Source organism: Rhodococcus sp. GA1 (assembly GCF_024321955.1).
In the GTDB taxonomy this organism is placed as follows: domain Bacteria; phylum Actinomycetota; class Actinomycetes; order Mycobacteriales; family Mycobacteriaceae; genus Rhodococcus; species Rhodococcus pyridinivorans.
Map to the genome: position 1 here is coordinate 3,374,055 of NZ_CP097186.1, position 26,471 is coordinate 3,400,525.

General features: G+C 68.6%; 17 protein-coding genes. 9 read left to right on the forward strand and 8 right to left on the reverse strand.

Features of this window, described 5'->3' with window-relative positions; translation table 11 throughout:
* The first annotated feature begins 137 nt into the window (after positions 1 to 137).
* Positions 138 to 1,553 (forward strand): Hsp70 family protein, encoded by a 1,416-nt coding sequence (locus tag M3330_RS15905; RefSeq protein WP_255025410.1) that lies wholly within the window; start codon positions 138 to 140, stop codon positions 1,551 to 1,553.
* A gap of 9 nt (positions 1,554 to 1,562) precedes the next feature.
* Here M3330_RS15905 and M3330_RS15910 read toward each other — a convergent pair whose 3' ends face one another.
* Together M3330_RS15910 and M3330_RS15915 are read right to left on the reverse strand one after the other, a co-directional pair.
* The gene (locus M3330_RS15910; RefSeq protein WP_255025414.1) at positions 1,563 to 2,846 is read right to left on the reverse strand and encodes a YibE/F family protein; all 1,284 of its coding nucleotides are present in this window, start codon (positions 2,844 to 2,846) and stop codon (positions 1,563 to 1,565) included.
* A gap of 328 nt (positions 2,847 to 3,174) precedes the next feature.
* Positions 3,175 to 4,425: a pyridoxal phosphate-dependent aminotransferase gene (locus tag M3330_RS15915; protein WP_051121643.1), complete on the reverse strand. Its 1,251-nt coding sequence runs from the start codon at positions 4,423 to 4,425 to the stop codon at positions 3,175 to 3,177.
* A 172-nt stretch (positions 4,426 to 4,597) separates the two neighbouring features.
* Between M3330_RS15915 and M3330_RS15920 the strand changes: the two genes are divergently transcribed.
* The 4 genes from M3330_RS15920 to M3330_RS15935 all read left to right on the forward strand — a co-directional run bounded on the left by M3330_RS15920 (position 4,598) and on the right by M3330_RS15935 (position 7,782).
* Positions 4,598 to 4,801, forward strand: a complete 204-nt coding sequence (locus M3330_RS15920) for a cold-shock protein (protein ID WP_006553044.1) — start codon at positions 4,598 to 4,600, stop codon at positions 4,799 to 4,801.
* Positions 4,802 to 5,014: 213 nt separating this feature from the next.
* A complete protein-coding gene (locus tag M3330_RS15925; protein ID WP_064256517.1) occupies positions 5,015 to 6,187 on the forward strand; it encodes an alkane 1-monooxygenase in 1,173 nt (390 codons plus the stop codon).
* Positions 6,174 to 6,737, forward strand: a complete 564-nt coding sequence (locus M3330_RS15930; protein ID WP_006553042.1) for an alpha/beta hydrolase-fold protein — start codon at positions 6,174 to 6,176, stop codon at positions 6,735 to 6,737. Before M3330_RS15925 ends, M3330_RS15930 begins: the two co-directional genes overlap by 14 nt.
* 94 nt (positions 6,738 to 6,831) lie before the next feature.
* Positions 6,832 to 7,782: a hypothetical protein gene (locus M3330_RS15935; RefSeq protein WP_006553041.1), complete on the forward strand. Its 951-nt coding sequence runs from the start codon at positions 6,832 to 6,834 to the stop codon at positions 7,780 to 7,782.
* 58 nt (positions 7,783 to 7,840) lie between these two features.
* Here the strand turns inward: M3330_RS15935 and M3330_RS15940 are convergent, their stop codons facing one another.
* A complete protein-coding gene (locus M3330_RS15940) occupies positions 7,841 to 11,029 on the reverse strand; it encodes a (Fe-S)-binding protein (protein ID WP_255025420.1) in 3,189 nt (1,062 codons plus the stop codon).
* 434 nt (positions 11,030 to 11,463) lie between these two features.
* Between M3330_RS15940 and M3330_RS15945 the strand changes: the two genes are divergently transcribed.
* From M3330_RS15945 to M3330_RS15955, 3 genes are all read left to right on the forward strand, one after another.
* A complete protein-coding gene (locus tag M3330_RS15945) occupies positions 11,464 to 12,144 on the forward strand; it encodes a hypothetical protein (RefSeq protein ID WP_019291010.1) in 681 nt (226 codons plus the stop codon).
* A 532-nt stretch (positions 12,145 to 12,676) separates the two neighbouring features.
* Complete coding sequence (gene istA / locus M3330_RS15950) at positions 12,677 to 14,332, forward strand: IS21 family transposase (RefSeq protein WP_247848311.1); 1,656 nt, start codon at positions 12,677 to 12,679, stop codon at positions 14,330 to 14,332.
* Entirely contained in the window at positions 14,329 to 15,087 is a 759-nt protein-coding gene (locus tag M3330_RS15955; RefSeq protein ID WP_007633699.1) for an ATP-binding protein, read from the forward strand. Before istA ends, M3330_RS15955 begins: the two co-directional genes overlap by 4 nt.
* Before the next feature lie 230 nt (positions 15,088 to 15,317).
* On the opposite strand, the gene M3330_RS15960 is transcribed toward M3330_RS15955, so the two are convergent.
* The 5 genes from M3330_RS15960 to M3330_RS15980 all read right to left on the reverse strand — a co-directional run bounded on the left by M3330_RS15960 (position 15,318) and on the right by M3330_RS15980 (position 24,164).
* On the reverse strand, positions 15,318 to 16,625 hold the full coding sequence (locus tag M3330_RS15960; RefSeq protein ID WP_255025430.1) for a S1 family peptidase: 1,308 nt from the start codon (positions 16,623 to 16,625) through the stop codon (positions 15,318 to 15,320).
* 166 nt (positions 16,626 to 16,791) lie between these two features.
* Positions 16,792 to 18,123, reverse strand: coding sequence for a S1 family peptidase (locus M3330_RS15965; RefSeq protein WP_200358608.1), 1,332 nt, complete (start codon positions 18,121 to 18,123; stop codon positions 16,792 to 16,794).
* Positions 18,124 to 18,261: 138 nt separating this feature from the next.
* The gene (locus M3330_RS15970; protein ID WP_033096239.1) at positions 18,262 to 19,839 is read right to left on the reverse strand and encodes a hypothetical protein; all 1,578 of its coding nucleotides are present in this window, start codon (positions 19,837 to 19,839) and stop codon (positions 18,262 to 18,264) included.
* Positions 19,830 to 22,307: a LuxR C-terminal-related transcriptional regulator gene (locus tag M3330_RS15975; RefSeq protein ID WP_255025433.1), complete on the reverse strand. Its 2,478-nt coding sequence runs from the start codon at positions 22,305 to 22,307 to the stop codon at positions 19,830 to 19,832. The genes M3330_RS15970 and M3330_RS15975 overlap by 10 nt, the downstream gene beginning before the upstream one ends.
* 9 nt (positions 22,308 to 22,316) lie before the next feature.
* Entirely contained in the window at positions 22,317 to 24,164 is a 1,848-nt protein-coding gene (locus M3330_RS15980; RefSeq protein ID WP_255025435.1) for an Hsp70 family protein, read from the reverse strand.
* Positions 24,165 to 24,401: 237 nt separating this feature from the next.
* Here M3330_RS15980 and M3330_RS15985 point away from each other — a divergent pair, with 237 nt between their 5' ends.
* Positions 24,402 to 26,414 (forward strand): IniB N-terminal domain-containing protein, encoded by a 2,013-nt coding sequence (locus tag M3330_RS15985; RefSeq protein ID WP_255025437.1) that lies wholly within the window; start codon positions 24,402 to 24,404, stop codon positions 26,412 to 26,414.
* The last annotated feature ends 57 nt before the right edge of the window (positions 26,415 to 26,471 follow it).

The window sequence follows — 26,471 nt, forward strand, 5'->3', positions numbered from 1 at the left end:
CTCCGGGGTGCCCGGTCCCGGCGTACGTCATACGAACGGCCCTCGTGACCCGCCGGTAACGTTCTGTACCATCGTCGGTGATTTCGGGCGCCGGGGGAAGCTGACGCGGCTGGCGCATCCAACGTCGAAGGCGGCTGATGAGTTCTATTCTCGGTGTGACCGTGGGGGAGAGCGCCGTTCGGGTGGTGCGGCCGGTGGATCGAACGACCCCGACGGCGGGGTTCCAGTTCCAGGTGGTCGAAACCGGTAAGGACGATCCGGCGCGGCTGGCGGCAGGCACCCTCGGGGTGCTCTTCCAGACCGGTGTGGCGGGCGATCCGATCGAGCGGGTGGGACTGGTCTATCGCGACCAGGCCCAGGGCGAGCGCCTGCGCGCGGCAATGGCCGTCGAGCACATCGACCGTTACCTGCTCGTCTCCGAACCCGAAGCCGCCGTCACCTATCTGCAGGCCACCGGCGAGCTCGGCAGCAACACCGCCGTCTTCTACGACCTCGGCGACGCCGGGCTCACCGTCACCGTCGTCGACCTCGTCTCCCGCGAGGTGCTCGCCGAACGCACCGACAGCATCGGCGGCCGCGTCTTCGACAACGTGATCCGCGACCACCAGCTCGACACCAACGGTGTGTGGCGCCCCGACGACCCCGCCACCGACGACGAATTGTCGGCCCAGTGCCGCGAGGCCAAGGAGAAGCTCTCGCAGAGCGAGACCGTGGCCGTGCCGGGCGCGGCAGGGGTCGTGCTCATGTCGCGCGAGACCTTCGATCCGCTCATCGCGCAGTGCGTCGAGTCGTCGGCGCAATTCGTGCACCAGGTGATCTCCCGTGCCGGTCGCAACCCCGAGGCCGTGGTCCTGCTCGGCGGCGGCGCGCACATCCCGCTCGTGCAGGAGGTGCTGCGCTCCTGGCTCGGCCTGCCCCTGGTGGTGCCGCACGAGCCCGAACTCGTCCTCGCCAAGGGCGGGGCCCTGGCCGCCGCGCAACCGGCCACCTCGCAACCGGTGAGCACCCTCACGCGCATCGTGCCGGGTCAGCCCCCGTCGACGAGCGCCGACACCGAGCAGATCCCGGTCGTCGCCGCCGCGGCCACTGCGCCCACGGCTGCCGCCACCGGTGCGGAGTCCGCCGACGCGAAGAAGCCGTGGTGGTCGTCGCTGGCCGGTCGCGGTCCGTCGGTCAGCGGCAGGCAGATCTCCGGCGCCGGGATCGCGGGCACGGCTCTCGCGGTCGTCGCGGTCATCGGCGTGGCGCTGAGCACCGGCTTCACGAGTTCGTCGACCGACGAGACGAGCCCCACCCAGTCGTACATCCCGACGACCACCAACGCGCCGCGGCAGAACCCCGCGCCGGCGGTAGCGCCCACGCAGGTCACCACGACCACCACGGTCGAGCAGGAGCCGGCTCCGACCACCCATTCACCGCGCCCGGTTCCGCCGGCCCCCGAACCTCCGCCCGCTCCGGCTCCGACCATCCCGGGGCTGGGAGTGCCGGTCCCGACGCTGCCGCCGCTGCCGACGATCGAGCTGCCGCCGCTGCCGCAGATCCGGCTTCCCTGAGTCACCCGCTCACGCGCGTCGCGCGTGCCGGCCACCCGTCTGCTGTCCGGGGGCGTCGGTACGCGCGAGCACGGCGGCGATCGCCGTGGTGAGCGGCACCGACAACGCGAGCGCGATGCCGCCGACGCATGCGCGGACCAGCTCGATCGCCACGGCGTCGCTCGTGATCACATCGGTGATCGACCGCCCGGCCACCGAGAACAGCAGCAGGAGAGGCAGCGCGCCGCCCGCGTAGGCGAGGACGAGCGTGTAGACGGTGCTGGCGATGTGGTCGCGGCCCACGCGCATCGCCGCCGAGAAGATCTCACGACGCGACGACTCGGGATCGAGCCCGGCGAGTTCGAAGGCCGACGACGCCTGCGTGATGGTGACGTCGTTGAGCACACCGAGCGAGCCGATGATGAATCCCGCCAGCAGTAGGCCCGAGATCGACACGTGCCCGATGTACAGCTGCACGTCGGTGTTCTGTTCCTCCGACAGACCGGTCAGATGTGTCATGCGGATCGCGACGTAGGACAGCAGGGCCGCGACGACCATCGAGGCGAGCGTGCCGAGCAGCGCCGAACTGGTCCTCAGATTCACACCGTGCGCCAGATACAGCACCGCGTAGAGGATCAGTGCACCGCCGACCAGTGCGACCGGCACGGCGGGTTTGCCGTCCAGGAGCGCCGGGAGCATGAACGCCACCAGCACACCGAACGCGACCACCAGGCCGATCAGGGCCCGCAGACCGCGCCAGCGGGCGATCGCGACCACCACGACAGCGAACACCGCGACCACCAGCGCGAGCGGGAAGCCGCGGGCGTAGTCGTAGAAGGAGTACTGGGTGGCGCCCGCCGGATCGGTCTGGCGGACGAGACGGATCTCGTCGCCGGCCTGTAGATCGGGCTGACCCGGGCCGGGGATCACCTCGAGGAGCGTCCGGGCACCGTCGTCGGGACCGGATTCGATGGCGACGATGCTGCGTTCGCAGTCGAAGGCGTTGCTCGAGGGAGGGGACGGCTCACCGGTGAAGACGCGCCCGAAGGACGCGCTGCCGCACGGGCCGGTGTTCTGCTCGACGACCGTTCCGGCCTCGGTGACGACCGCGCCGCCGCTACTCGTCTGAAAGGGGGCGGGGATGTCCACGGCACGGCTGCTCGGCCATAACAGGGCGGTGCCGAAGAGCACCAGGAGACCGATCGCAGCCAGCAGGCCGACCACGATCTTCGCGGCGATGGGTCCGAGTGGGATGGGACTTTCGTCCTGCCCGTGGCCGTGTCCGTGGCCGAAATGGCCGTGTCCGTGATTCACCCGGACAGGCTAGCCAAGAGGCGAGATGGTTGGGGCTGGTGGTGGCGGGGAGCAGGGGGGTGTCCCCGCCACCGTCACCTGATCTCGCACAGGGGGGATGGCGATCGATCAGGGAGCCCGGCACAGTGCGTAGTGCTTTAGTGCCATAGGACAAATTACTGGTTCCGACCCCGGATTGGGGAGGGGTTGGCATGTGTCGATGGTCACGAAGCCGACAAACTGTCCGTTCGGGTAGGTCGACCGTGCCTCTAAACAGGGACTTTGGTCCCGAAAGGGGCAATGTAACTGTTCGGCAACGATTGCCCGCCTGGGGTCGGAAGCCCTGTTCCTACTGTTTGTAGGAGGACAGGAAGTTGCCGATCCGCTCGATCGCCACCGCCAGATCGCGTGCCCACGGCAGCGTGACGATGCGCAGATGGTCGTGGTTCGGCCAGTTGAAGCCCGTGCCCTGCGTGACGAGGATGCGCTCCTGCAGCAGCAGATCCTGCACGAGCTTCTCGTCGTCGTGGATGTCGTAGACCTCCGGATCCAGACGCGGGAAGGCGTAGAGCGCACCGCGCGGCTTCACGCAACTCACGCCCGGGATGGCGTTGAGGCGCTCCCACGCGACGTCGCGCTGCTCGAGCAGGCGCCCACCGGGCCGTACCAGGTCCTCGATGCTCTGATAGCCGCCGAGCGCCACCTGGATGGCGTGCTGGGCCGGCACATTGGGGCACAAGCGGGTCGAGGCGAGCAGGTCGACGCCCTCGAGGAAGCCCTCTGCGTGATCCTTCGGGCCGGTGATGACCATCCAGCCCGACCGGTAGCCGGCGACCCGGTACGCCTTCGACAGGCCGTTGTAGGTCAGGCAGAGCAGGTCGGGGGCCAGCGACGCGAGGGAGACGTGCTTCGAATCGTCGTACAGGATCTTGTCGTAGATCTCGTCGGCGAGCAGCAGCAACTGGTGCTTGCGGGCGAGGCGCACGATCCCCTCGAGCACCTCGTGCGAGTACACGGCGCCCGTCGGGTTGTTCGGGTTGATCACCACGATCGCCTTGGTGCGGTCGGTGATCCGGGACTCGATGTCGTCGAGATCCGGGTTCCAGTCGTTGGTCTCGTCGCACAGATAGTGCACGGGGGTGCCACCGGCGAGCGAGGTCATCGCCGTCCACAACGGATAGTCGGGTGCCGGGATGAGCACCTCGTCGCCGTCGTCGAGCAGGGCCTGCATGGTGATGGTGATGAGCTCGGAGACTCCGTTGCCCAGGTAGACATCGTTGATGTCGAACTTCGGGAAGCGCGGCACGAGCTCGTAGCGCGTGACGATCGCGCGACGGGCGGAGGCGATGCCCTTGGACTCCGAGTAGCCCTGCGCGTGGGGCAGCGCCGCGATCATGTCCTGCACGATCGTGTCGGGCGCCTCGAACCCGAACGGTGCGGGGTTGCCGATGTTGAGCTTGAGGATGCGATGCCCCTCGGCCTCGAGCCGCGCGGCGTGGGCGTGCACCGGCCCGCGGATCTCGTAGAGCACGTTCTGGAGCTTCGACGACTGCTCGAGCCGACGGCTGATGTGATGGTGAAGTTGGCCTTGCTCCTCGATAGTCACGGCTTACATCGTGCCACCGTGCCGCAACAGGATTTCATCCGCGTTTTGCCGGTTGCGGTAACGAGTTGGGAAACAAGGCGCGACGAATGTCCGGATCAATGCGATGATCGAGGTCCATCTAGGCCTCACGTCGGGGTGACGTGGGGGAATGCAAGGAGCAAGTGGTATGGCGCAGGGCACTGTCAAGTGGTTCAACGCGGAAAAGGGCTTCGGCTTCATCGAGCAGGATGGTGGGGGAGCAGACGTTTTCGTCCATTACTCCGAGATCCAGGGTTCGGGCTTCAAGACCCTGGACGAGGGGGCACGAGTCGAGTTCGAGATCGGCCAGGGGCAGAAAGGCCCGCAGGCTCAGGGTGTGCGCGCCATCTAGGTCGCACTCTTTCGAGAATTCCGCGTTCGACGGCGTCGCACTTCCGGTGCGGCGCCGTCGTCGTGTGCTCTCCGTCACAGCCGGGAGGCGTAGGCCTACCCGTCGGTAAGTACTGCTTGTAAGGTATATCCGGTTCGTGGGGTAACAGTTTGTTTTCTCCGGTTCGTGGGGATTCGTACCGGACGGTTTTTCCTTCCTGGGGGATTGGTGTTTGTGGATTCGGCTACTCCTCGCAGTGCGACGCACGATCGATGGACCGACCCCAAGAAACGCCTCTGGCTGTACGGACTCGTCGTCCCCCTGAGCCCCTTCATCGCCTACTTCCTCGTCGAATACCTCCACCTCGGCGTCTTCTGGGCCACCGGTGCACTGGTCATCGCCGTCGTCTGCCCGTTGGTCGACGCGTTCGCGAGGCTGGACACGAGCAATCCGCCCGAGAGCGTGATGCGGACGCTCGAGAACGACCGGTACTACCGCTACTGCACCTATCTCTATCTCCCACTGCAATACGCGGGCCTGACATTCGGGTGCTGGATGTGGGTGTCGCAGCCCATGGGCGGCGCCGAACGATTCGCGATGGCCGCCACACTCGGCATCGTCGGCGGTGTCGGCATCAACGCGGCGCACGAACTCGGACACAAGCGCACCACCATCGAGCGGCGCCTCGCGAAGATCGCGCTCGCCCAGTCGTTCTACGGCCACTTCTACGTCGAACACAATCGGGGGCACCACGCCCGTGTGGCGACCCCGGAGGACCCGGCCACCGCCCGCATGGGAGAGAGCTACTGGCGCTTCCTGCCCCGTTCGGTGTTCGGCAGCCTCCGTTCCGCGATCCGTTACGAGAAGGGCCGGCTCGAACGTCGCGGCACGTCGTTCTGGAATCTGCGGCACAACGACATCCTCAACGCATGGGCGCTGAGCGTCGTCCTCTACGCGGTGCTCATCGCCGTGTTCGGCTGGTCGATCGCCCCGTGGCTCGTCGTCCAGGCCGTCATGGCGATCATGTTCCTCGAAGGCGCCAACTATCTCGAGCACTACGGGCTGCTGCGCGAGAAGCGACCGGACGGCAGCTACGAACGCGTGCAGCCCCAGCACAGCTGGAACAGCAACCACGTGTGCTCCAACCTGTTCCTCTACAACCTGCAACGGCACAGCGACCATCACGCCAATCCGCTGCGCCGCTACCAGACCCTGCGGTCGATGCCGCAGGCGCCGCAGCTACCCGCCGGTTACGCGGTATTGATCATCCTGGCTCTGTTCCCGCCGCTGTGGCGGCGCATCATGGACCCGCGACTGCTCGAGCACTACAGTCACGATTTCTCGCGAATCAATATTGAGCCTGAGAAACGAAATGCGATTCAGGCACGATACGGTGGTCGCAGTTAGGCGCCATGTCGGGGAGACCGGCGACGGTTTCCCGCTCTCGTCGGCCCAACGCGGGATCTGGTTTGCCCAGCATCTGCTCGGCGACATTCCACTGACCATCGCCCAGTACGTCGACGTCCGAGGCGAATTCGATCCCGAGATCTTCGCCGACGCCGGCGCCGCCACCGCCCGCTTCTTCGGCAACCCGCTCAACATGTGGGGTCCGTTCGACGACCCCACCTGGGTCGCCAATGATCCCTACGTCAACGCCGAGAAACTGCGCGGCACCACCTTGTACCTGTCGTCGCGCACCGGCCTGCCCGGCCGCTACGACAATCTCGAATCCGAGTGGATCAAGGACGAGGAAGACCTTACCGACGTGGTCATCAAGGGCGGACTCATCGAAGCCGCAGCGGCCGACTGCACCCGACGCATGGCGACGCGCCTCGACGAACTGGGCATCCCCGCCACCATCGACATCCACGACGACGGTACCCACAACTGGGGCTACTGGCAGGACGACCTGCACAACTCGTGGCCCGTCCTCGGTCCCGCGATCGGCGCGTCCTGACGGTTCATCCACAGGCGGTCGGTTCATCCACAGATCCGGCCGATTCGTCCTCGTAGGCACCTGCGGCCCGGGTCGACGGGCGATGCTAGGCGCCATGGGGGAGTTGATTCTGCGGCGCGAGGCAAATGCGCGCGGCGTCACCGATGCGGAGATCCGACGTCTGGTGCGGAACGGAACGTGGACTCGGCTCGCGTCGGGAGTCTTCGTCCAGTCCGACCAATATGCGGGGGCCGACGATCACGCTCGACATGCTCTTCGGGCACGGGCGTTCATCGCCAATGCAGGACCGACCTCGGCGCTGAGCCACGTATCGGCCGCGGTGCTGCACGGGCTCGACGTCTGGCAGATCCCACTCGATGATGTGCACCTCACCCGCAACGCGCCGAGTGGAGCGCGGAGGACACCCGGCCGCGCCATGCACGCGGCGCTCTTCCGTGAGGCGGACGTCGTGGACCGGAGGGGAGCGCGGGTGCTGTCGGTCGCACGGACGATCACGGATGTGGCCGCAACGGTGCCGGTGGAGCAGGCCGTCGTACTTGCCGACAGTGCGCTGCGAGCGGGGCTGGTTGCCTCCGACGAGCTGACCCGTGCCGTGGAACGGATGGGGAGTCATCCCCGCATCGCGCATGCGCGTCGTGCCGTGCAGCTGTCGAGCGGGTGCAGCGACAGCGCCGGCGAGTCGCGGAGCAGGGTTCTGTTCGTCCGTGAGCAGATCCCGATGCCGCTCACGCAGGTGGACGTCTTCTGCGCCGACGGCAGGTGGCTCGCTCGCGTCGACTTCCTGTGGCCGGAGCACGGTGTGATCGGCGAGTTCGACGGTCGGATCAAGTACCGCCGCGACGGGGTCGCGACCACCGCCGCCGAGGACGTGGTCTACCGCGAGAAGCTGCGGGAGGACGCACTGCGTCACGCGGGGTGGACGGTGGTGCGGTGGACGTGGCAGGACCTCGGGACCCGCGGCGCCGTCGCAACGAAGGTGCGGGAGGCGTTCGCACGGGCGGCGCGGGGGAGCGGGCCGACGGGGAGGTACGCAACAAAGAAGTAAGGCTCGCAACGCCAGCAGTCACTGCCAGCGTTGCGAGCCTCAACCTCGCGTTGCGTACCTACTTGCGGCCAGGTGCCTTCGCGCCGGGCTTGAAGCCGAGCGCGCCCGGCTTCGCCTTCGGTGCCTCGACCTCCGGCTTCGCCGCGGTCGCGGGCGCCTCGGGCTCAGCCGGAGCCTCGGCGACCGGCTCGGGTTCCGGCGTCGGCTCCGCCTTCGCCGGAGCGGCAGGCGCAGCCTTCTTCGCGCCCGGACCCTTCAAACCGCTCTTGAGCTGCAGTCCGCCCGGCTTCGCCTTCGGGATCACCGACTCCTTCGGCTGCTCCGCAGCAGGCGCCTCGGCCGTAGACGACTCCGCCGCGGGAGCCTCGGCAACAGGTGCCTCCTCGGCAGGTGCAGCCGGAGCTGCGGACGCCGCCGGAGAAGCCTTCTTGGCGCCCGGTCCCTTCAGGCCGCTCTTGAGCTGCAGTCCGCCCGGCTTCGCCTTCGGCACCGCGGGTGCTTCGGCAGCGGGAGCGTCCGACGACTCGGCAGGAGCGGCGGGAGCAGCAGGTGCGGCCGGCTTCGCAGCGCCCGGGGCCTTCGCGCCCGGTGCCTTCAGACCGCCCTTCATCTGCAGGCCGCCCGGCTTCGCCTTCGGCGCTGCCGGCGCCTCGGTCTCAGGAGCAGAAGAAGCCTCGGACGACGCGGCCGGTGCGGCCGGAGCCGCAGCCTTCTTCGCGCCCGGACCCTTCAGGCCGCCCTTCATCTGCAGGCCGCCCGGCTTCGCCTTCGGCGCTGCCGGCGCCTCGGCAGCTTCGGCAGCAGGAGCCTTCGCGCCCCCGGGAGCCTTCGGTCCGCCCGGAGCCTTGAGGCCGCCCTTCATCTGCAGGCCGCCGGCCTTCGGGGCGCCGGTGGTCTTCGGAGCAGCCGGCGCTGCCGCTGCCGCCTCGACCTCCTCGACGCGCTCCTTCTCGACCTCTTCCGCGGTCTCCTCGACCTCGACCGGAGTCTTCGGCTGCTGGACCACCTTGAGGTTGTCGCTGAGCTTCGCAGCCTCGACGCGAGAGATCGACTCGAGCATGAGCTGCGCAACGTCGATGACCTCGACGCCCTCGCCCTTGCCCTCTTCCTGACGCGCCGTCACACCGTCGGTGAGCATGACGCGGCAGAACGGGCAGCCCGTCGCGATCTTGGCGGGATTCGTGGTGAGCGCTTCGTCGACACGGTCGATGTTGATGCGCTTACCGATCTTCTCCTCCATCCACATGCGGGCACCACCGGCACCACAGCACATGGACCGCTCGCCGTGACGCGGCATCTCGACGAGCTTCGCACCCGACGCCGCCATCAGCTCACGCGGAGCGTTGTAGACCTTGTTGTGCCGTCCGAGGAAGCACGGGTCGTGGTAGGTCACGTCCTGGCCGACGGCCTTGACCTGGACCAGCTTCTTCGCCCGCACCAGACGGTTGAGCAGCTGCGTGTGGTGGACGACCTCGTAGCTGCCACCCACCTGCGGGTACTCGTTGTTCAGTGCGTTGAAGCAGTGCGCACACGTCACGACGATCTTGCGCTTGCTCTGCTCGACGCCCTCGAACACACCGTTGAGGACCTCGATGTTCTGCTGCGCCAACTGCTGGAACAGGAACTCGTTGCCCGCGCGGCGAGCGGAGTCGCCGGTGCAAGTCTCCTCGGCGCCGAGGACCATGAACTTCACGCCGGCGGTCGCGAGGAGCTCGGCGACGGCCTTCGTGGTCTTCTTGGCGCGGTCCTCGTAGGCACCGGCACAGCCGACCCAGAAGAGGTACTCGTAGCCGTCGAAGCTGTCGGCATCCTGGCCGAAGACCGGGATGTCGAACTCCATCTCGTTGATCCAGTTGAGACGGTCCTTGGCGTTCTGCCCCCAGGGGTTGCCCTTGTTCTCGAGGTTCTTGAACAGACCCGCGAGCTCGGACGGGAAGTCCGACTCGATGAGCACCTGGTAGCGACGCATGTCGATGATGTGGTCGACGTGCTCGATGTCCACCGGGCACTGCTCGACGCACGCACCACAGTTGGTGCACGACCACAGGGTCTCGGTGTCGATGACGGGAGCGAGCTCGCCTGCTTCCAGCAGTCCCTCGGTCTCGCCGACGAGCTTGCGACCCGACTCCTCGCGAGCCGACGCCGGGATCTTCGCCAGCTTGGCCTCGTCCGGGTTGCCCTCGGCGTCGACCAAGCCGACCTCGTCGCCACCGAGATCGGTGCGACCACCGGCGAGCAGGTAGGGAGCCTTGGCGTAACCGTGGTCGCGCAGCGACGTGATGAGCAGCTTCGGCGACAGCGGCTTACCGGTATTCCAGGCGGGGCACTGCGACTGGCAACGACCGCACTCGGTGCAGGTCGTGAAGTCCAGCCAGCCCTTCCACGTGAAGTCCTCGATGCGGCCGGCACCGAAGGTGTCCTTGTCCGGATCGGCGTCTTCCATGTCGACGGGCTTGCCGCCGGACATCATCTGACGTGCGGCACCGAGGGCGGGACCGCCGTCGTCCTCACGCTTGAAGTAGATGTTGAAGAAGGCCGAGAAGCGGTGCCATGCGACACCCCACGTGATGTTGCGGCCGACGATGTAGAGCCACACCATGCCCGACATGAGCTTGATGAACGCGAAGACCGACACGAGTTCAGGGCTCTCCGGAAGGATCCGGGCGACCTGCATGGTGAAGAAGTCGGTCGACAGGTGACCGCCGCCGTAGGTGGCGATCTTGCCGGCCTTCACCAGGATCATTCCCAGGCCCTCGAGCAGCACGACCGCTTCGACGAAGTAGGCGGCCTTGAAGTTCGAGCCGCTGAAGCGCGACATCCGTCCGGGCTGACGTGGATGATTGCGCTGGCGGATGTAGATCAGCGTCAGGATGCCGATCACTGTGCCGAGGCCGAGGATCTCGTCGATGAAGTGATAGACGGCGGTGTTGCCGATGATGGGCCAGTGGAAGCTCGGGTCGAACGTCTGGCCGTAGGCCTCGAACCAGACGATCGCGCCGAGCATGAAGCCGACCATCACCAGCCAGTGCGCCCAGCCGACGGTGCGGAACTTGACCATCTTCGTGTGCGCGAGGAATTCGACGACCATCTGCTTGAAGCGCGGGAAGAACGGCCGCCAGCGGTCCGGGGCCGGCTGGCCGATACGGATCGTGTTGACCATCTTCAGCGCGCCGCTGATGAACGCGAACCAACACACGAGGCTCAGCAGCACGCCGATCGTGCCCAACGTAATCGTCAGGGCATTCATACGTGGCCTTTCGTGTCGGGGGCGGCGTCGTGCCGCCTGGTATGAGTCACCGCATCGTAACGCAAGCTAAGTTACCCACCGGTAACTTGGCCTGAACTGGAGTTACCCGCCAGTAGCAAAATCTGCGTCGAATCGGAGACCGTGTGCCCGGACACGCTAGAGGTCAAACGCGATACCGCCGTCGCGCAGGATGTCCTAACTCGCCCGAAACGAGGCGTGTGTCACACGAAGGTCACGACACGCTCTACCGGCCACGATGCGGTGTCCATTCGGGCAAAGGGGTATAACGCTCCGGATGTGATGTCGGTTATGATTTGCCCGGTACGTGGGGTTCGCACGTGGGATGTACACGTCGGGGGACGTAGAACTCCAGGTCGATACAGCAGAATGGGGGCGTCTTAACAGGCGTGCGCCATGTCACAGAACGGAAAAGTATGAAGCTGAAGAAGCTTGCCGCTGTGGCGACGATGACGATCGCCGCCATGGGCATCACAGCCGGTACCTCGTACGCGGCGCCCGCTGCGCAGGACGAGATCAACTACGAGTCCAAGGTCGAGGGCGACTCGGTGGTCACCGTCATCGACGCAGGCGAGTTCCAGGTCTCCGGTGACGGCGAGAGCGTCGAACTTCAGGACAACGCCGGCAACACTGTTCTCAGCCTGCCTCTGGCCATCCAGCTCGGCGATCTGCAGCTCCCCTTCGAGCGTCAGATCAGCGAGGACGGCAAGACCCTCACGCTGACCCCGGTCACCGACCTGTCGAAGGCCACCCCCGTCGACCCTGAGGACAAGGTCGGCGCGAGCCTCACGCCGGTCGCCCTGAAGCTGACCGATGTCGCTTCGCCGGACGAGAACCTGAAGGCTCAGCAGAACTTCGCGTCGCAGCTGGGTATCGCGACTGCGGTCGGCGGCCTGGCCGGAACCATCATCGGCGCCGTGGTGGGCGGTCTCGGCCTGCTCGGCGGCCCTGTGGGCCTGGCTTCGATCCCGCTGGGTGCCGGTATCGGCGGCGTCATCGGCACTATTGTCGCCGGTGGTCCGACGTTGATCGTTGCAGGCATCGGTCTCATCCAGACCCTTGCCGCGCCCCCGGGCACCACGGTCTACGCCAACTGATTCCAGTCGGCTAGGCATTCGAACTCGAACGGCCGCTGTAAGGACGAGCTCCTTACAGCGGCCGTTCTCTGTCCGGGCGTCGGAACGCGCACAGAAAAGCCCTGTCCGGAAGTACGGACAGGGCTTTCAGCTCGAATCGGGTGTCTTTAGATGGACCCGATGAGTCGGCTGCCGTGGCGGATGATGTCCCAGACATAGCCAAGGATGTCGAAGCCGAGTTCGAGGCTGGTCATCAAGATCTCGCTGCTCAAGTGAAGTCCTTTCGAGGGATGGCGCTATCGGCCGGGGTGCGAGGATCGTAACCCACGCTAAACAGACATTCGGCGCAACATCCCGGACGTGGTCAGCTTCCTGGGAATCGCAGCTCGGAGACGTTTTACCCTCAGGTGTTAGGGACGTGCTTCGGAAAGCAGGGTTCTGATGATCGGGTAGCGCGAGTATGAGCATCGGATAGCGGTGCCGGTCCTCGTGTGCTCGTGTCGGTTCTACGCGTGGCAACAAGGCTGCGCGTGGATCCGAACAGGAGGCACGGGTGACTGATTACCGATTGGTGATGTCGCTACTGCTGCAGGACAGGTCCTACCGGGACATCGAGGCGATCGCGGGTTGCTCGCATCGCACTGTCGCGAAGGCGAAGAAGGTCTGCCACGAGCACGGGTTGACCGCCACGAGCCAGGTCGAGGCGCTCAGCGGCGAGGAGATCGACGTCTTGTTCGCAGATGGGCGCAAGACGCCGTCGAAGGAGTTCGTCGCCTTCGACGTGGCGGCGACCGTGAAGAAGCGCACGGGCAAGAACAAGCTGCCGCTGCGGGTGCTGTGGGCCAACTACCTCGACAGCGACGGATCGCCGGGGCAGCGGCACTACAGCTATCAGCGGTTCTGCCAGATCGTCGGCGAGTACGTCGAGGTCAACGAGCTGACGATGCGGATCGCGCACGTGCCCGGGCACACGATGCAGGTCGACTGGGCGGGCACAAAGATGGCGATCTTCGACCCCGTCCTCGGTACCAAGACCACGGTCTCGGTGTTCGTTGCGTCGCTGCCGTACTCGGGGATGGTCTTCGCGTGCGGCTGCGTGGACGAGAAGATGGCGAACTGGCTCGACGCGCACCTGCAGGCCTTCGAGTACTTCGGCGGCGCGGCGCAAGTGATCGTCCCGGACAACGCCTCGACGGCATCGAACCAGATCGCCCGCGGCGACCGGGCCCGCGAGGTCAACCGTGAATACCGTGACTTCCTCGAGTACCACCACACCGCCGCCGTGCCCACTCGGCCGGTGCGCCCGACGGACAAGGGCAACGTCGAGGCCGGGGTGAAGGTGGTGACGAACTGGGTGATCGGACGGCTGGCCGATCGGCGCTTCGCCAGCCTGGACGATCTGAACGAGGCGATCGCCGCCGAGGTGGAGGCGATCAACGACCGGATCCCGTTCCGCGGCCAGAAGACCAGCCGCCGCGAGCTGTTCACCGAGCACGAGCAGTCGGAGCTGATCGCTCTGCCCGAGGTCCGCTGGCAGCCGGTCATCTGGAAGAAGTCCAAGGTCAACCGGGACTATCACGTGGAGATCGCCACGGTGAAGTACTCGGTGCCCTACACCTTCACCGGCCAGCACGTCGACGTGAAGATCACCGGCCCCACACTGGTGGTCATGGCTGGCGGCGAGATCATCGCCTCCCACACCGTCTCCGGTAGGCGGCACGCCTTCGTCACCGATCCCGACCATGTTCCCGCGCAGCATCTGCAGTCATCGGACCTGTGGTCGCGGGCGTATTTCGTGCGCCAGGCCCACAAGATCGGACCGCACACCGTGGCTGCGATCAGTGAGGTCCTGGATCGCCAGCGGATCGAGGCTCAGGGCTACCGTTCGTGCCAGAACATCCTCGCCCTGGCCCGCGGGGACAACAAGATGCTGCTCGAGCGGGCCTGTGGCCAACTCGTCTCCGAGACCTCACGCCGGGCGATCAGCTACACCGCCGTCAAGCAGCAGCTGGCGGCCCTGAGGACCCAGGCCGCCGCCCGGCCCACCACCACGCAGCCGGCGGTGGCGGCTACGACGGACCGGCTGGAGCCGCCGCCGGGTCGGCGAGATACCACCGGGGCGCATCTGGCCGGGCCCGAGCAGTTCAGCCTCGCCGCCCTCACCGGAGGCCCGAGCAGCGGCACTGCGGGGCAGGAGGAGCTGCAGTGACTGATCGTCATCTCACCGACGCCGACATGCCGCTGTTCACGCAGCTGCGGATGACCGCGTTCGGCCAGACCGTCATTGACCTGGCCAACGATCCCGCCTGCGACGAGTGGACCTTCTCGGAGAAGATCTTCCACGCCCTGGACAAAGAGATCACGGCCAGGCAGGAACGCCGGACCCAGAAACTACTCAAGGCCTCCAGATCGCCAAACCCTGACGCCTGCGTAGAAGAGATCCGCTACCTGCCTGACCGCAACGTCAACCGCGAGCTAATCGCACGACTTTCCAGCTGTCAATGGATCGACGCCACTCGCAATCTCGTCGTGCTCGGCCAATCCAGCGTGGGCAAGACCTACCTCGCCCAGGCGCTTCTCAATGCCGCGTGCCGAAAGTACTACACCGCGAGGTTCTTCCGGCTCGACGACCTGGCCAACCGGCTCGCCGTGCTGGAGCCGACCTCGCAGCGCAGGCTGGACTTCCTCACTGATCTGCACAACTGCGACCTGCTAGTGCTGGACGATTTCCTGACCACGCCGGTGGCCCCGCACACCGCGGCGGAGCTGCTCAACATCCTTGCCGCTCGGGAGGGGCGGGGCTCGACGCTGGTGACCTCGCAGTTCGATCCGCCAGATTGGTACAAGTCGCTCCAAGACGCGGTCATCGCCGAATCGATCCTCAACCGGATCGTCGCCGGCGCCGAGATCATCGCCCTCGACGGCCCGAACATGAGACGACACCTCGCCACGGCAACGCCATAGCGGCCCAGCGGTCGGACGGGTGAACTCCGCTATCCGATACCCGTCCGACCGCTACCCGATCATCAGAACCGCGCTTTCCGAAAGGCGTCCCAAACACCTCAGGATTCAGGACCATTCCGGGGCTTCCGCAAGCAGCCCCCGAGCCCGCGTCGACCGGCACGGCCGTACGCCCCGACGAACGACGAAGGTCCGCTCCCCGTGGGAAGCGGACCTTCGTGATGTTCTGGGGATTACCAGGTGCGGACCTTCAGGCCCGGGTTCTCGGCCAGGACCGTCTTGATCGGCGTGGCGAACAGTTCAGGGCTCTCACCGAGCAGGCCGCTGACGAACCCGGCGATCTCGCACATGCCGTACTGGCCGACGTTCGAGGCGCTGGAGATGCCGAGGGCGAGAGTGCCGGTGACGAGGGTGCCACCGCTGTCGCCCTGCAGGGCGCACAGGTTGGTGGAGAAGCCGTTCTCGAGCACGCGGTGGCCGATCTCGACGTTCTGATTGGCGGCCGTCACGACGCCGCAGCTGTAGCCGGTGCGCAGACCCGACTTGCAGACCGGAGCGCCGACGACGGGATCCGCGACGCCAGTGATGGGCAGCGGAGCGGCGAACGGAACGCGCACGCCGTTGTTCTCGAAGCGACCCGCGGCAGCGGAGGCGGGGCGAATCAGCGCGTAGTCGCTGCGGTCGAGCACCGTCTTCTCGAACGAGCCGAGGTGCTGGCCGAGGTTGTCGCCGACGAGCTGGTGGACCTGGGACGCCCATCGCGTACCGGCCTGGGCGCGGTTGGGGTCGCAGTGGCCGGCGGTGATGTTCACGGGCTGTCCGCTGCCGTCCTCGGCGTTGAAGCCGAGCGAGCAGCGCAGGCCCTCGCCGGCACCGAGCGCGGCGTAGGCGTCGCCACCGAAGAGAGCGTCGGGGGCGTCGAGGCCACCGGCGATGGGCTGCAGGTCGGTTGCGCCCTCCGGGGTCAGTTCGGCGGGAGCGAACAGCACGCGCACGCCGTCGAGGAAGTCGGGGAGCTCGACGCCGGACACGTTGTCGGTGCGCACGACGACATCGTTGTTGACCACGTCGACAGCGATGCCGCGGATGACATCGGCGACGGCGGGCGGCTGGGTATCGAGCCAGTCGCCCAGCGCGCCGAGCTGATCTTCGAGGGCGTCCTCGCTGCGCTCGGTCTCGGCGACGGTGAATCCGGCATCCTCGGCGGCCTTGCGGGCCTCCTCGAAGCCGTCACCTTCGGTGAGGCCGACGGTGGCGGTGCCCTGGTCGTCCAGCCACACACCGGCGAAGACGGCTTCGAACTGCTCCCGTGCCTTCTCGGCGAACGCGGCGAGATCCTGGCTGCGCTGCGCATCGGCGAGGAAGCGCTCGGCATCGATGTTCAGGTCGCGCTGCAACGCCTCGACGAGCTCGGCCGGCAGAGACGATGTCTGCGCCGGTTCGGTCTCGGGTTCGGCCTGCGCGATGGCAACGGCAGGGCCGAGGAGCAGCAGTGCGGTCGAACCGATGACGGCCGTCCGACGTGCGAAGGTGCGTCGCATGGATACCTTTCTCGTTCCTTCGCGCATGCACGCGCGAAGGCGCCGTTCCCCCGCGGATCGGCGTCCGTCCGATCCTAAGGGGTGATCGCGGAAGTACGTAGCTACTTCTCGGTTACGTATGAGACTCGTGTGACTGTTGTGACGAACGGCCCAGGTGTTCCGGGCATTATGACGGGTTCGCCGCAGTACGGACTCGGGCGCCGGTGGCGTTCTCGATCTCTTGGATCGGGATGCCGAGGCTGGAGGTGCCACCGTTGGGCGCGAGTACCAGATTCGCCTCGACGCAGTTCGGTGCGCCGGCGCTGTTCGATCCGCTGATCACGCCGAGGGCGAGGGTGCCGGTGACGATGGCACCACCGCTGTCACCCGCGAGGGTGCAGGCGGAGGTCGCGAAGCCGCGGATGGTGCTCGAGAAGCCCGAGTCGTAGGTCAGCTGGGTCTCGATGCGATCGGCGACGACGAGCCCGCACGTGAACGACGACGACTGTCCCGACTTGCAGACGGGCGCGCCGACGACCGGAACGGCCGTGCCGGTGACCGTGAGGGTCGAGCCGTTGCCGCCGCGAACCGACGGGCGGTCCAGGCCCGCGTCGACGCCGGCCTTGTCGAGCGAGACGATGCCGTAGTCGAGGGTGCTGTCGGTACCGACCGTGGACTCGGTGAACTTGCCGATCCGGACGCTCTCGTCGATGTTGGCGCGGTTGGGCAGGTAGACCGTCGAACCACCGTCGGAACGAGCGACCGCGTCGCAGTGACCGGCGGTGAGGTTGACGGCGTCGCCGTCGGCGTCGACACCGTTGAAGCCGAACGAGCAGATGCCGATGCGCTCGATGGGCGTGGCGCGGACGTCGCCGTCGGCGGTGATGTAGGTGTCGCCACCCATCGGGGCCGGATCGTTCGGCGGCATGCCCGGCGACAACTGGACCTGCACGTTCGCCACCAGCGACGGCAGGTTCAGTGCGCGCCCGATCGGCGAGTTCACGATGTCGAGGACGATCTGGTTGTTGAGCACATCGATCGACGCGGAGTTGATCTGCGACGACACCTCGCGCGGGAGCCCCGCCACCCAGCGGTTCAGTTCGGCGAGGGCCTGCTCGAGTCCGTCGGCCGAGACCGGCGCGACCGTCGCCCGGTAGCCGTCCTGGGCTGCCTTCTCTGCGGCCTCGGGGTTCGTGACGGCGATGACGGGCTTGCCGTCCTCGCCGAGCCAGGCGCCTGCGAACTCGGAGGGACGCTCGGAGCGGAAGTCGCGGGCGTAGTCACCGAGTTCCTGCGCCCGCGCGGCGCGATCGAGGTATTCCTCGGGCGTCAGACCCAGGTCGCGCTGGATCGCTTCGACGAGCTCGGCGGGAAGTTCAGCGGAAGGCAACTGTTCGGCGGGCGCGGCGTTCGCTGTGGCGCTCAGAGGCACAGCCAGCAGAACCGCGGAGGCCGCTGCGACTGCGACGCGGCGGGTGGTGGAACGGACTGCGGCGCGCGACGCCGACGAGAGACGCATGGAGGCCTTTCATGTGTGCTCGATGTGCTCTTGAACAGGTGCTTCGTGGAATCGGCGAGCCGACCCGCGGGACAGCCTACGGGACGGCCCGGCGACCGCCGATAGTGCCGTAGGTCACCACTCGGATAGCCGCGCTGTCTAGCTGCCGGTCTCAGTCTCTGTCGTTTCCGGAATGTCCGTCGAGGGCGGTTCCTCAGAAGGGTCGGGATCGGTCGGGGCGGTCGTCGGCTGGGTCGTCGTGGTGGTGGTACTGCCACCGCTCCCGCCACTGCCACCACTGCCGCGTCCGCCACCCGAGGAATCATCGGGCTGGTTCCGCCGCGACCAGCCGGTGCTCGAGGTGGTTGAGGACGTGCTCGAGGTGGTCGAGCCGGGCGACGACGACGAAGAGGACTGTTCGCTCGTGCCGGTGGTGGGATCGACCCAGGTCTGCTGCACGACCGGCGGGGCCACCGGGACCGCCTGCTCGGCGGTGGCCGGCTCGGTCGACTCCTCGGTGGTGGTCTCCTCGGTGCTGCGGGGAGCCGGCGGCTTGCTCGACTTCGAGGTCGTCGTGGTTGCGGGAGCGGTCGGGGTCTCGGCGACCTGCGTGCCCGCGGTGGCCGTCGGGGAGTCCCGCAGCCCGAACACCAACGCGCCGACGCCTACCAGCAACGCGATCGCCGCAGCCGCCGCGATGGCCGTGACCTTCGACGAGCGACCCGAGGGCTTCTCGTCGGCGGCATCTCCGGCTGCGACGGCGGCGACCGTCGCCTTCGGCGTGTTCGCCGCGGCGGCAGCGGGCGTGGCGCCCGGAGGGGGAGTCGCGGTGATCTTCGAGATCACCGCGGTGATCTCGGGGTCGAGTTCGCTGCGTCGCGGTTCGGTGAGCTTGGCGGTGGGCAGGATCTGCGTCGAACCGAGGAGGTCGACCGAGCCGGCGGCCGCGGCGAGAGCGGCGCCCCGCACCATCGTCTGGTGCGGGGCGGGCGCCAGGGCACACCGCACACCGAGACCGGTCTTCACCGACTGTGCGACGAGCTGCGCGGCGCTCGGATCGACTGCTTCGTCGATCGTGACGACGATGGCGTCGAGGTTGCTCACGAGCCAGCCGAACGCGCCGAGCGCCGACGAGAGCTGCGCGGCGACCGACGGAGCGTCGTCCTCAGGGAATCGGAAGGCCTTACCCGCCGCGACTCCAGAGCGCACGAGCGTGACGGTCGAGCCCTGCGGGTCGATGTGGTAGACCGCGAGGAGCCGTCCGGTCTGATGCGCGACCTGCGATTCGAACCATGCCGCGGCGGCCTCGGCGTCGGAGACGAGCGAGACGTGACGCAACCCGACGTAGTCGAGGGCGTTGCGCAGCACCGCGACCGTCGAGCTCGGCCAGTCGGTGGGATGCGTCGCCACAGCCGTGTACGGGGTGTCGCCGATGAGGGAGGCTGCGTCGGCGAGGAGACATTCCATGGCCGTTGCGACCAGGTCTTCGGCGCGGGAGAGTGACCCGTCGTTGGCGCGGACACCGCCGGAGTGGCCGAGGCGGTCGACGAAGCCGGTGAAGGAACTGGTGTGCCCGTCGACGACGTCGTGGTCGCCCAGCGTCGCGGTGCCGTCGGAATGCAGGTGGACGGCGGTGAACCGCTCGATCGGTGCGGGGTCCGGCCGTCCCGGCGTCGGTGAGGTGACCGCAACCGACGACACGGTGGTCCCCACCCTCAGGCCTACGCCTACGGACATGCCGGCTTTCCTCCATTCCGGTCGGAGTGCATGTGACGGGATACATCTGCGCCGTGCCCCATGGCTCGGAGCAGTGACAGGAGCTCCGAGCGGGAACCGGCACCGAGTCGGCGCCGGATACGGGCGACATGATGTTCCACGGTCTTCGCGGAAATGTACAGGTGGTTCCCGACTTCTCGGTAGGTGAGGCCCGAAACCACCAGGTCGGCCACCTGCGCCTCGCGCTCGGACAGTGCGCCCGGTTTCTCCCGTGCGCCGAGGGGTGATTCGTCCGGAACGCTCGGGGGAGCGGCGGGGGCGACGTCGACCGGTGCGCGACCGGCCGGGCCGTCCTGCCGGATCGTCCGCGCGACCTGCAGCAATCCGGTGGCGACGGTGGTGTCGTCCGTCCGGAGCGCTGCTTCTCCCGCGAGCTTCGCGCCGTCCCACGGGAGACCCACGGACGCGAGGGACTCGGCCGCCTCGCGGATGCGCGTCGCGTCGACTTCACCGCGCAGCACCGAGAGCCATGCATGCCCGGCCCGCGCGAGCACCGCGGCGTAGGCAGTGGTCTCCGCGGCCAGGGCGAGCGCGCGGGCGTGCGGGACAAGGTCGGCCGGACGGTCCGCGGCGATCGCGGCCTGCACTCCGTACCAGTGCAGCGCCGCACCCCACAGCGGTGGCTCGCCGAGGGTGGTGAGCAGCGCACGGGCACCGACGACGAGGTGCGCGACCCGCGCGGACTCCCCGAGGCGGACGGCGGCCAGCCACAGTTCACCCAGGGGCAGCAATCCGAACAGGTCGACGGAGTACTCGGCGACGACCGCCTGCGCAGCCTGCCATCGCACCGTCAACGCTCCGAGGTCGGCGTTGCGTCGCGCCAGCCCGACCTGCAGGGCGTGGAAGAAGAGGAGATTGCGTTGCCCGGTCACCTCGGGAGCGACGGCTTCGGCGGTCGCCGCGGCGGCGGTGAGATCACCGCCGAGCATCTCTGTCCACGCCACCAGGATGCGATTGCGCACGGTGGGAGTCTCCGGACGGTCGAGGATCGCGCGTGCGTACCCGAGTTCGCCCGAGTGCAGACACAGCAGTGCGGCGACGGCGTCGACCGTGTCGGGCCAGGCGCGCAACGAACCGTCGGATCCGAGGCTCGTCAATGCGCGGGCGAGGTGATTCATCGCGATCCGGCCGTCGCCTCCGACGGATTCGCGCAGGCCCTCCTCGAGCAGTCGTGCGGCGGAGGCCGCAGAGGTCGGCGCACCCGAGACGGCGGCACCGCGGAGACGTTCTGCGGCCGAGGGGCGTCCGGCGGCGAGCAGCACTGTGGCGGCGAGAGGAGCGTCCGTACCGACCCGTTCGGGGCCGAGCCATTCGAACAGGTCGGCGCTGCGGTCGAGCATGCCGCGATGCGCGGCGATACTCGCGGAGATCCGGGTGGCGGCGCGCACGTCGTCGAAGTCCACCGTGTCGGCGCGGTCGAGCAGCCGGTCGGTGACCTGCTCGGCTCGCTCGAGATCCCCTGCCGCAAAGGCGACTTCGGCGCGCCGCACTGCGAGGGCATCGGGATCGGCTCCCGCCGGTACCGCGGCGTCGAGAAGATCGGCGGCCTCGCGCGGCGTTGCGTCGACCGCGAACTCCACGAGCCGTCGGGCGAGATGCGGATCGGTGAGGCCGATCGTGGCGAGCCCCCGGGCGAGGTGCGGCGTGAGTGTTCCGGCGTCGATGCGTGTCGCGAGGAGGCGGCGGGCGACGGCGAACAGGTTGTGTCTCCCGAGGACCGCGGCGGGCACGCCGCTCGCTCCCGCAGTGAGACTCGCTGCATCGGCCCCGAGCAGACCGCTCGCGCGGGCCGCGTCGACGAGATCGAGGGCCCGCTCGGCGGGTACCTCGAGTACGGCGGAGAGTTCGCCGGGATCGAGCGCCGCCCCGAGATCGACGAGCGCGAGGGCTGCGGTGAGATCGAGATCGGCGAGGAGCTGCCGGCGGATCCCCTCCTCGACGGCCTGCCGGACATCGGCCTCCGTCCGCACGGCTTCGAGGGCGATGTCGACGAGATGCGGTACGCCGCCCGTCAGGCGGTGCAGGGCACGCACTTGGGGTGGCGCGAGCCGAAGCTCGAACGATGCCGCGCGACCGGCGATCTCACGGGGCGTCCACGCACCCAGTTCCACCACTGTCCCGTTTCCCGCGAACGCTGCGGTCAGCGAACGCATCTCGGCTCGGTGGGGTCGAGCTTCGGTGGCCACGACGATTCCGGTCGGCGCATTCCGGACGTGGTCGACGAGCTCGTGCAGTTCCGCGGCGGTCATGCGGTGCGCGTCGTCGACGGTGCGGGTGTCGCCGAGATCGGTTCGGAGCGAAGCGAGTACGGCGGACTTCCCGCTTCCGGTGCCGCCGACGAGCAGCAGTCGCGGGGGAGTGGCCGCGGTCAGGGCACGCGTGACCTCCCGGGGGACCGGGCGTCGCGGAGGAGCGGGAGCGGACGTCATCGGGATCGGTCAGCGTCCGGTTCCGAGCAGTCCGCCGACGACCTGCCCCGTGCCGTCGAGGACACCCCCGACCACGTTGCCGGTGCCGTCGAGCACCCCGCCGACGCCGTTACCGACACCCTCGACGACCGCACCGGCACCCTGACCTGCGCCGGACAGGGCGTCGCCGACGCCGCTGCCACCCGTGCTCGGCGGGGTCGGTTGCGGCGCAGGCTGAGGGGCGGGCGCTGGGGCCGGAGCAGGAGCGGGTTGCGGCGCAGGCTGGGGTGCCTGCGGGCTTTGACCGGGTGCTACCGGCGCGGGTGCGGTCGGGTCCGGCGCAGGTACAGCGCCGGTGGGTGCGGCGCCGGAAGCGGGCGTCGCGGCGACCGGGACAGCGGTCACGGTGCCGTCCGGTCCCTGCACCCCGATCGGGACGGTGGTTCCCGCCTCGGACGGCTGCGCGCCGGTCGTGCCGGGAACGGTCGTACCGGGGACGGTCGCGGTGGTGGTCGAGTTGCCGGCCACGACCTCGCTCGACGGACCCACCTCCGAACCGGGTGTCTCGGCCTCCGACGACAGGGTGCCGATCGCCAGTCCACCCCCGGCGAGGACGACGACGGCAGCGACAGCGGCACCCACCAGCGCGAACGAGCGGGCACGGGCGCGTGAGGGTGTGCCGGACCCGGTGTCGACGACCGCAGGCCGATGCGCGGCGGCGACCGGCGGCGCCTCAGCGGCGGGCACCACCGGGAGCGCGACGGTCTCGGGCTCGTCGTCGACGACAGATGCAGGAGGCGTCATCGGCACCGCGGCAGTCGGGGCACCGTCCGCGGCTGCTGCAAGCGCGGCCCCATGCGCTGCGGTGAAGGCCGGTCGCGCCGACGAGACGATCGGCAGACCCAGCTCCGACGAGATCAGTTCGGCGACGAGCGGGGTGGACGAGCCACCACCGATCAGCAGTACGCGTCCGATGTCCGCACGATCGAGCCCGGCCCCGCGGATCGCGTCCTGCACCACGGCGAGCGACGCCCCGAGCGGTTCCCGGGCGAGTTCCTCGAACTCGCTGCGCACCAGACGCAGGTCGCGGTGCAGGCCGGGCAGCGCGACCGGCACCACCGTCTCGGTGTCGCTGGACAGTGCCTCCTTCGCCGCGCGGCACCGACCGCGGAAGTCGGCGAGTGCCGCGACGGTCGCGGAATCGAACGGATCGAGGCCGGTCGAGTCCCCGCCGAGCGTTTCCAGCAGATAGGTCGTGACGAGATGGTCGAAATGGTCGCCGGAGACGTCGTCGCTGCTCAACGGGCGGCCCAGCAGCATGGGATGGGCGCCGCCCTGCACGACGGTGACGTCGAGGCTGCGCGCACCGAGGTCGTAGACCACCGTCACGTCGTCTCCCAGCGGCCCGTGTGTGGCGTCGAGCCAGCGCACCGCCGCGATCGGTTCGGGGATCGTCCGTGCAGTGACGCCCGCCCGGACGAGCGCGGCGCACAGGGCCTCGACGGTGTGAGCCGACCACGCGGCGGGATGTGCCAGCATCGTCGGCACATCGGAGGTGCCGGTGCGGTACTGCAGGCAGGCCACGGTCGACGCGACGAGATCCTCACCGAGATAGGTGGAGCCGTCGTCGGCGAGGATGCCGACCGGATCGCCGACCCGGGCCGCATAGCCGGAGAACACCTGCGCACCGGGGGCCGGGGTACCGGCGCCGAGGACGAGGGCTCCGCCCTCGGGGAGGTGGAGTTCGGTGGGGACCGACAGAACGCTGGGATCGCCGGCTCGGGGCTGGTCGAGCACGGTGAGGGCCACCGAGTTGACCGCCCCGATCGTGACGCCGAGTCCTGAATACATGCACGCTCCCGTGTTCTGGGCGGACATCGGTCCGCGATCTCGTTCCACCGTTCGGTCTCGATGAGCCTGTCGTTCCCGCCGCGCGGCCCGTTAGCGCCCACGCCGCCACCGGCCCGATCGTAGGGACTGTCCCCTAACGACCCCCACGCCCCCGAACCCCGATCCCCTAACGGGTGACGGCGGACAGGGGGCCGCACCCCCTGTGCCCGCGACCGGCCGTTTCGTAGCGTCGTCCGTAGATCCCGACGACTCAGGAGACACGCGATGGCCACCAACGCCGTACTCGACTTCATCCTCAGCCTGTTCCGTGACGAGAAGGAACTCGCCCGGTACTGCAACAACCCCGAGGCCGTCCTCGCCGAAGCCGGATTGGACAGCGTGTGCCACGCCGACATCGTCGCCGTCGCCCCGCTCGTTGCGGACAGTGGTCTGTTCGCCGGAACCGCCGCCGAACTGACCGCAGCGCTGAACGGTGCGGCGAACGTCGGGGCGTCGATCGTAGGCACCGCCGCAGCCGGTCTGGGCGGAGCAGCGGGCCTCGGTGGCGCAGTGGGCCTCGGTGGCGCCGCCGGCCTGGGCCTCGGTGTCGGAGCAGGCCTCGGTGGGGGCCTGGGTCTCGGTGGTGGACTTAACCTCGGCGGCGGACTGGACCTCGGCGGGACCGTCGGCGCGCAGACCGGGATCGTCGTCGACCTCGGTGCGCAGCTCGGAGCGGCGCTCGAAGCCGGTGGCGAACTCGGCGCTTCCCTGGGTGCAGCGCTCGGTGGTGCTCTCGACGCAGGCCTCGAACTCGGCGGATCCTTCGACGTCGGAGGTGCCGTGGCCGGAGCGCTCGAAGGTGGGCTCGGCCTGGGCGTCGGTGCCGCTGCAGACCTGGCCGCGGCGATCGACGCGGCCGTCGAGGCCTCGGGCGGCCTCGGCGCAGATCTCGCCACGACCCTCGAAGGAGCCTTGGGCATCGGCGGCACCCTCGGCGCCGACATCGGGCTTGCCCTCGGTGGCCTGCTGGAATCGGCCGTCGACGTCGGCGGCACCTTCTCGACCGAACTCACCGCGGCCCTCGAGGGCGGCGCCGAACTCGGTGCCGCACTCGGCACGACCCTCGGTGGCGTTCTCGGCGTGGGCACGGAACTGACCGGCGCGCTCGGCACGAGCCTGGGCGGCGTCCTCGGTGGTGTGGCCGATCTCGGCGCCGGACTGGGAACCGACCTTTCCGCCGGTCTCGACGCCGGTGTGGGCGCGACGCTCGGCCTCGGTGCGTCCCTCTCGGCCCTGCTCGGAGCGGGCGGTGGAGCTGCGGCCGATCTCGGCGCCGCGCTGGGGACCGTCATCGAGAACAGCGCGCAGGGCGGTCTGCTCGGCGGTGTCGACCTCGACGCGGTCCTCTCGGGTGGCGGTGAGATCGACGCTGAGGCCGGGGCGGGCGTCGAACTCGGCACGCTGGTCGGCGGGGTGCTCGGAGGTGCGCTCGGCCTCGAGACCACCGCGGCCACCGAACTGTCGTCGGCGCTGAACGTCGCCATCGGCTCGACCACCGGTATCGGCGCGACCGTCGATTCGACCGTGCAGGCGGGGACGAACCTCGGATCGGATCTGTCGTCCGTCCTCGGCTCGACCTTCGCGACCGGCGGCTCGGCCGGCGCCGAGCTCGGCCTGCAACTCGGCAGTGCACTCGAGACGGCCGCAGGGTCGGCGTCCCTCGATGCGGGGGCCGATCTCGGCACGCAGCTCGCGTCGACGATCGGCGGCAGCCTCGATGCCGGTGCCGAAGCCACCGGTCAGCTCGGCTACGCCCTCGACGGCGCACTGGACGCGGCGGCGGAACTCGGGGCCGGAGTGAACGTGGGAGCGGACCTCGGCGCGGCGATCGGCTCGGGGATCGGCGCGGCCGGTGGACTGGGAACGTCCGTCGATCTGGGTGCAGCCACCGATGTCGAGAACGGGTTGGATCTCGGTGGTGCAGCAGACCTGGGCGCGGCTGCCGACCTCGGTGTCTCCGGCGGTCTGGAGAGCGCAGCCGACCTCGGTGCCGAGCTGTCCACGCAGGTGGGGACGGCCCTGTCGGGCGGGGTCGATACGGCCCTGTCGGGCGAGGTCGATACGGCCCTGTCGGGCGGTGCGGACAGCTGGGCATCGGTCGGCGAGGACGTCTTCGGCTCTGCCTCGGGAGCTGCGGGCTTGTTCGGCGAGGGTGGTCTCACCGCGACCTCCGGTCTCGGCGGCGACTCCTCTCTCGGCGCCACCGACTCCACCGAGCTCGACGAACTGCTGCCCTGACCCGCAGCGGTGCGGGCTCCGGGACATAATGTCCGGAGCCCGCACCGACGGAAGGCG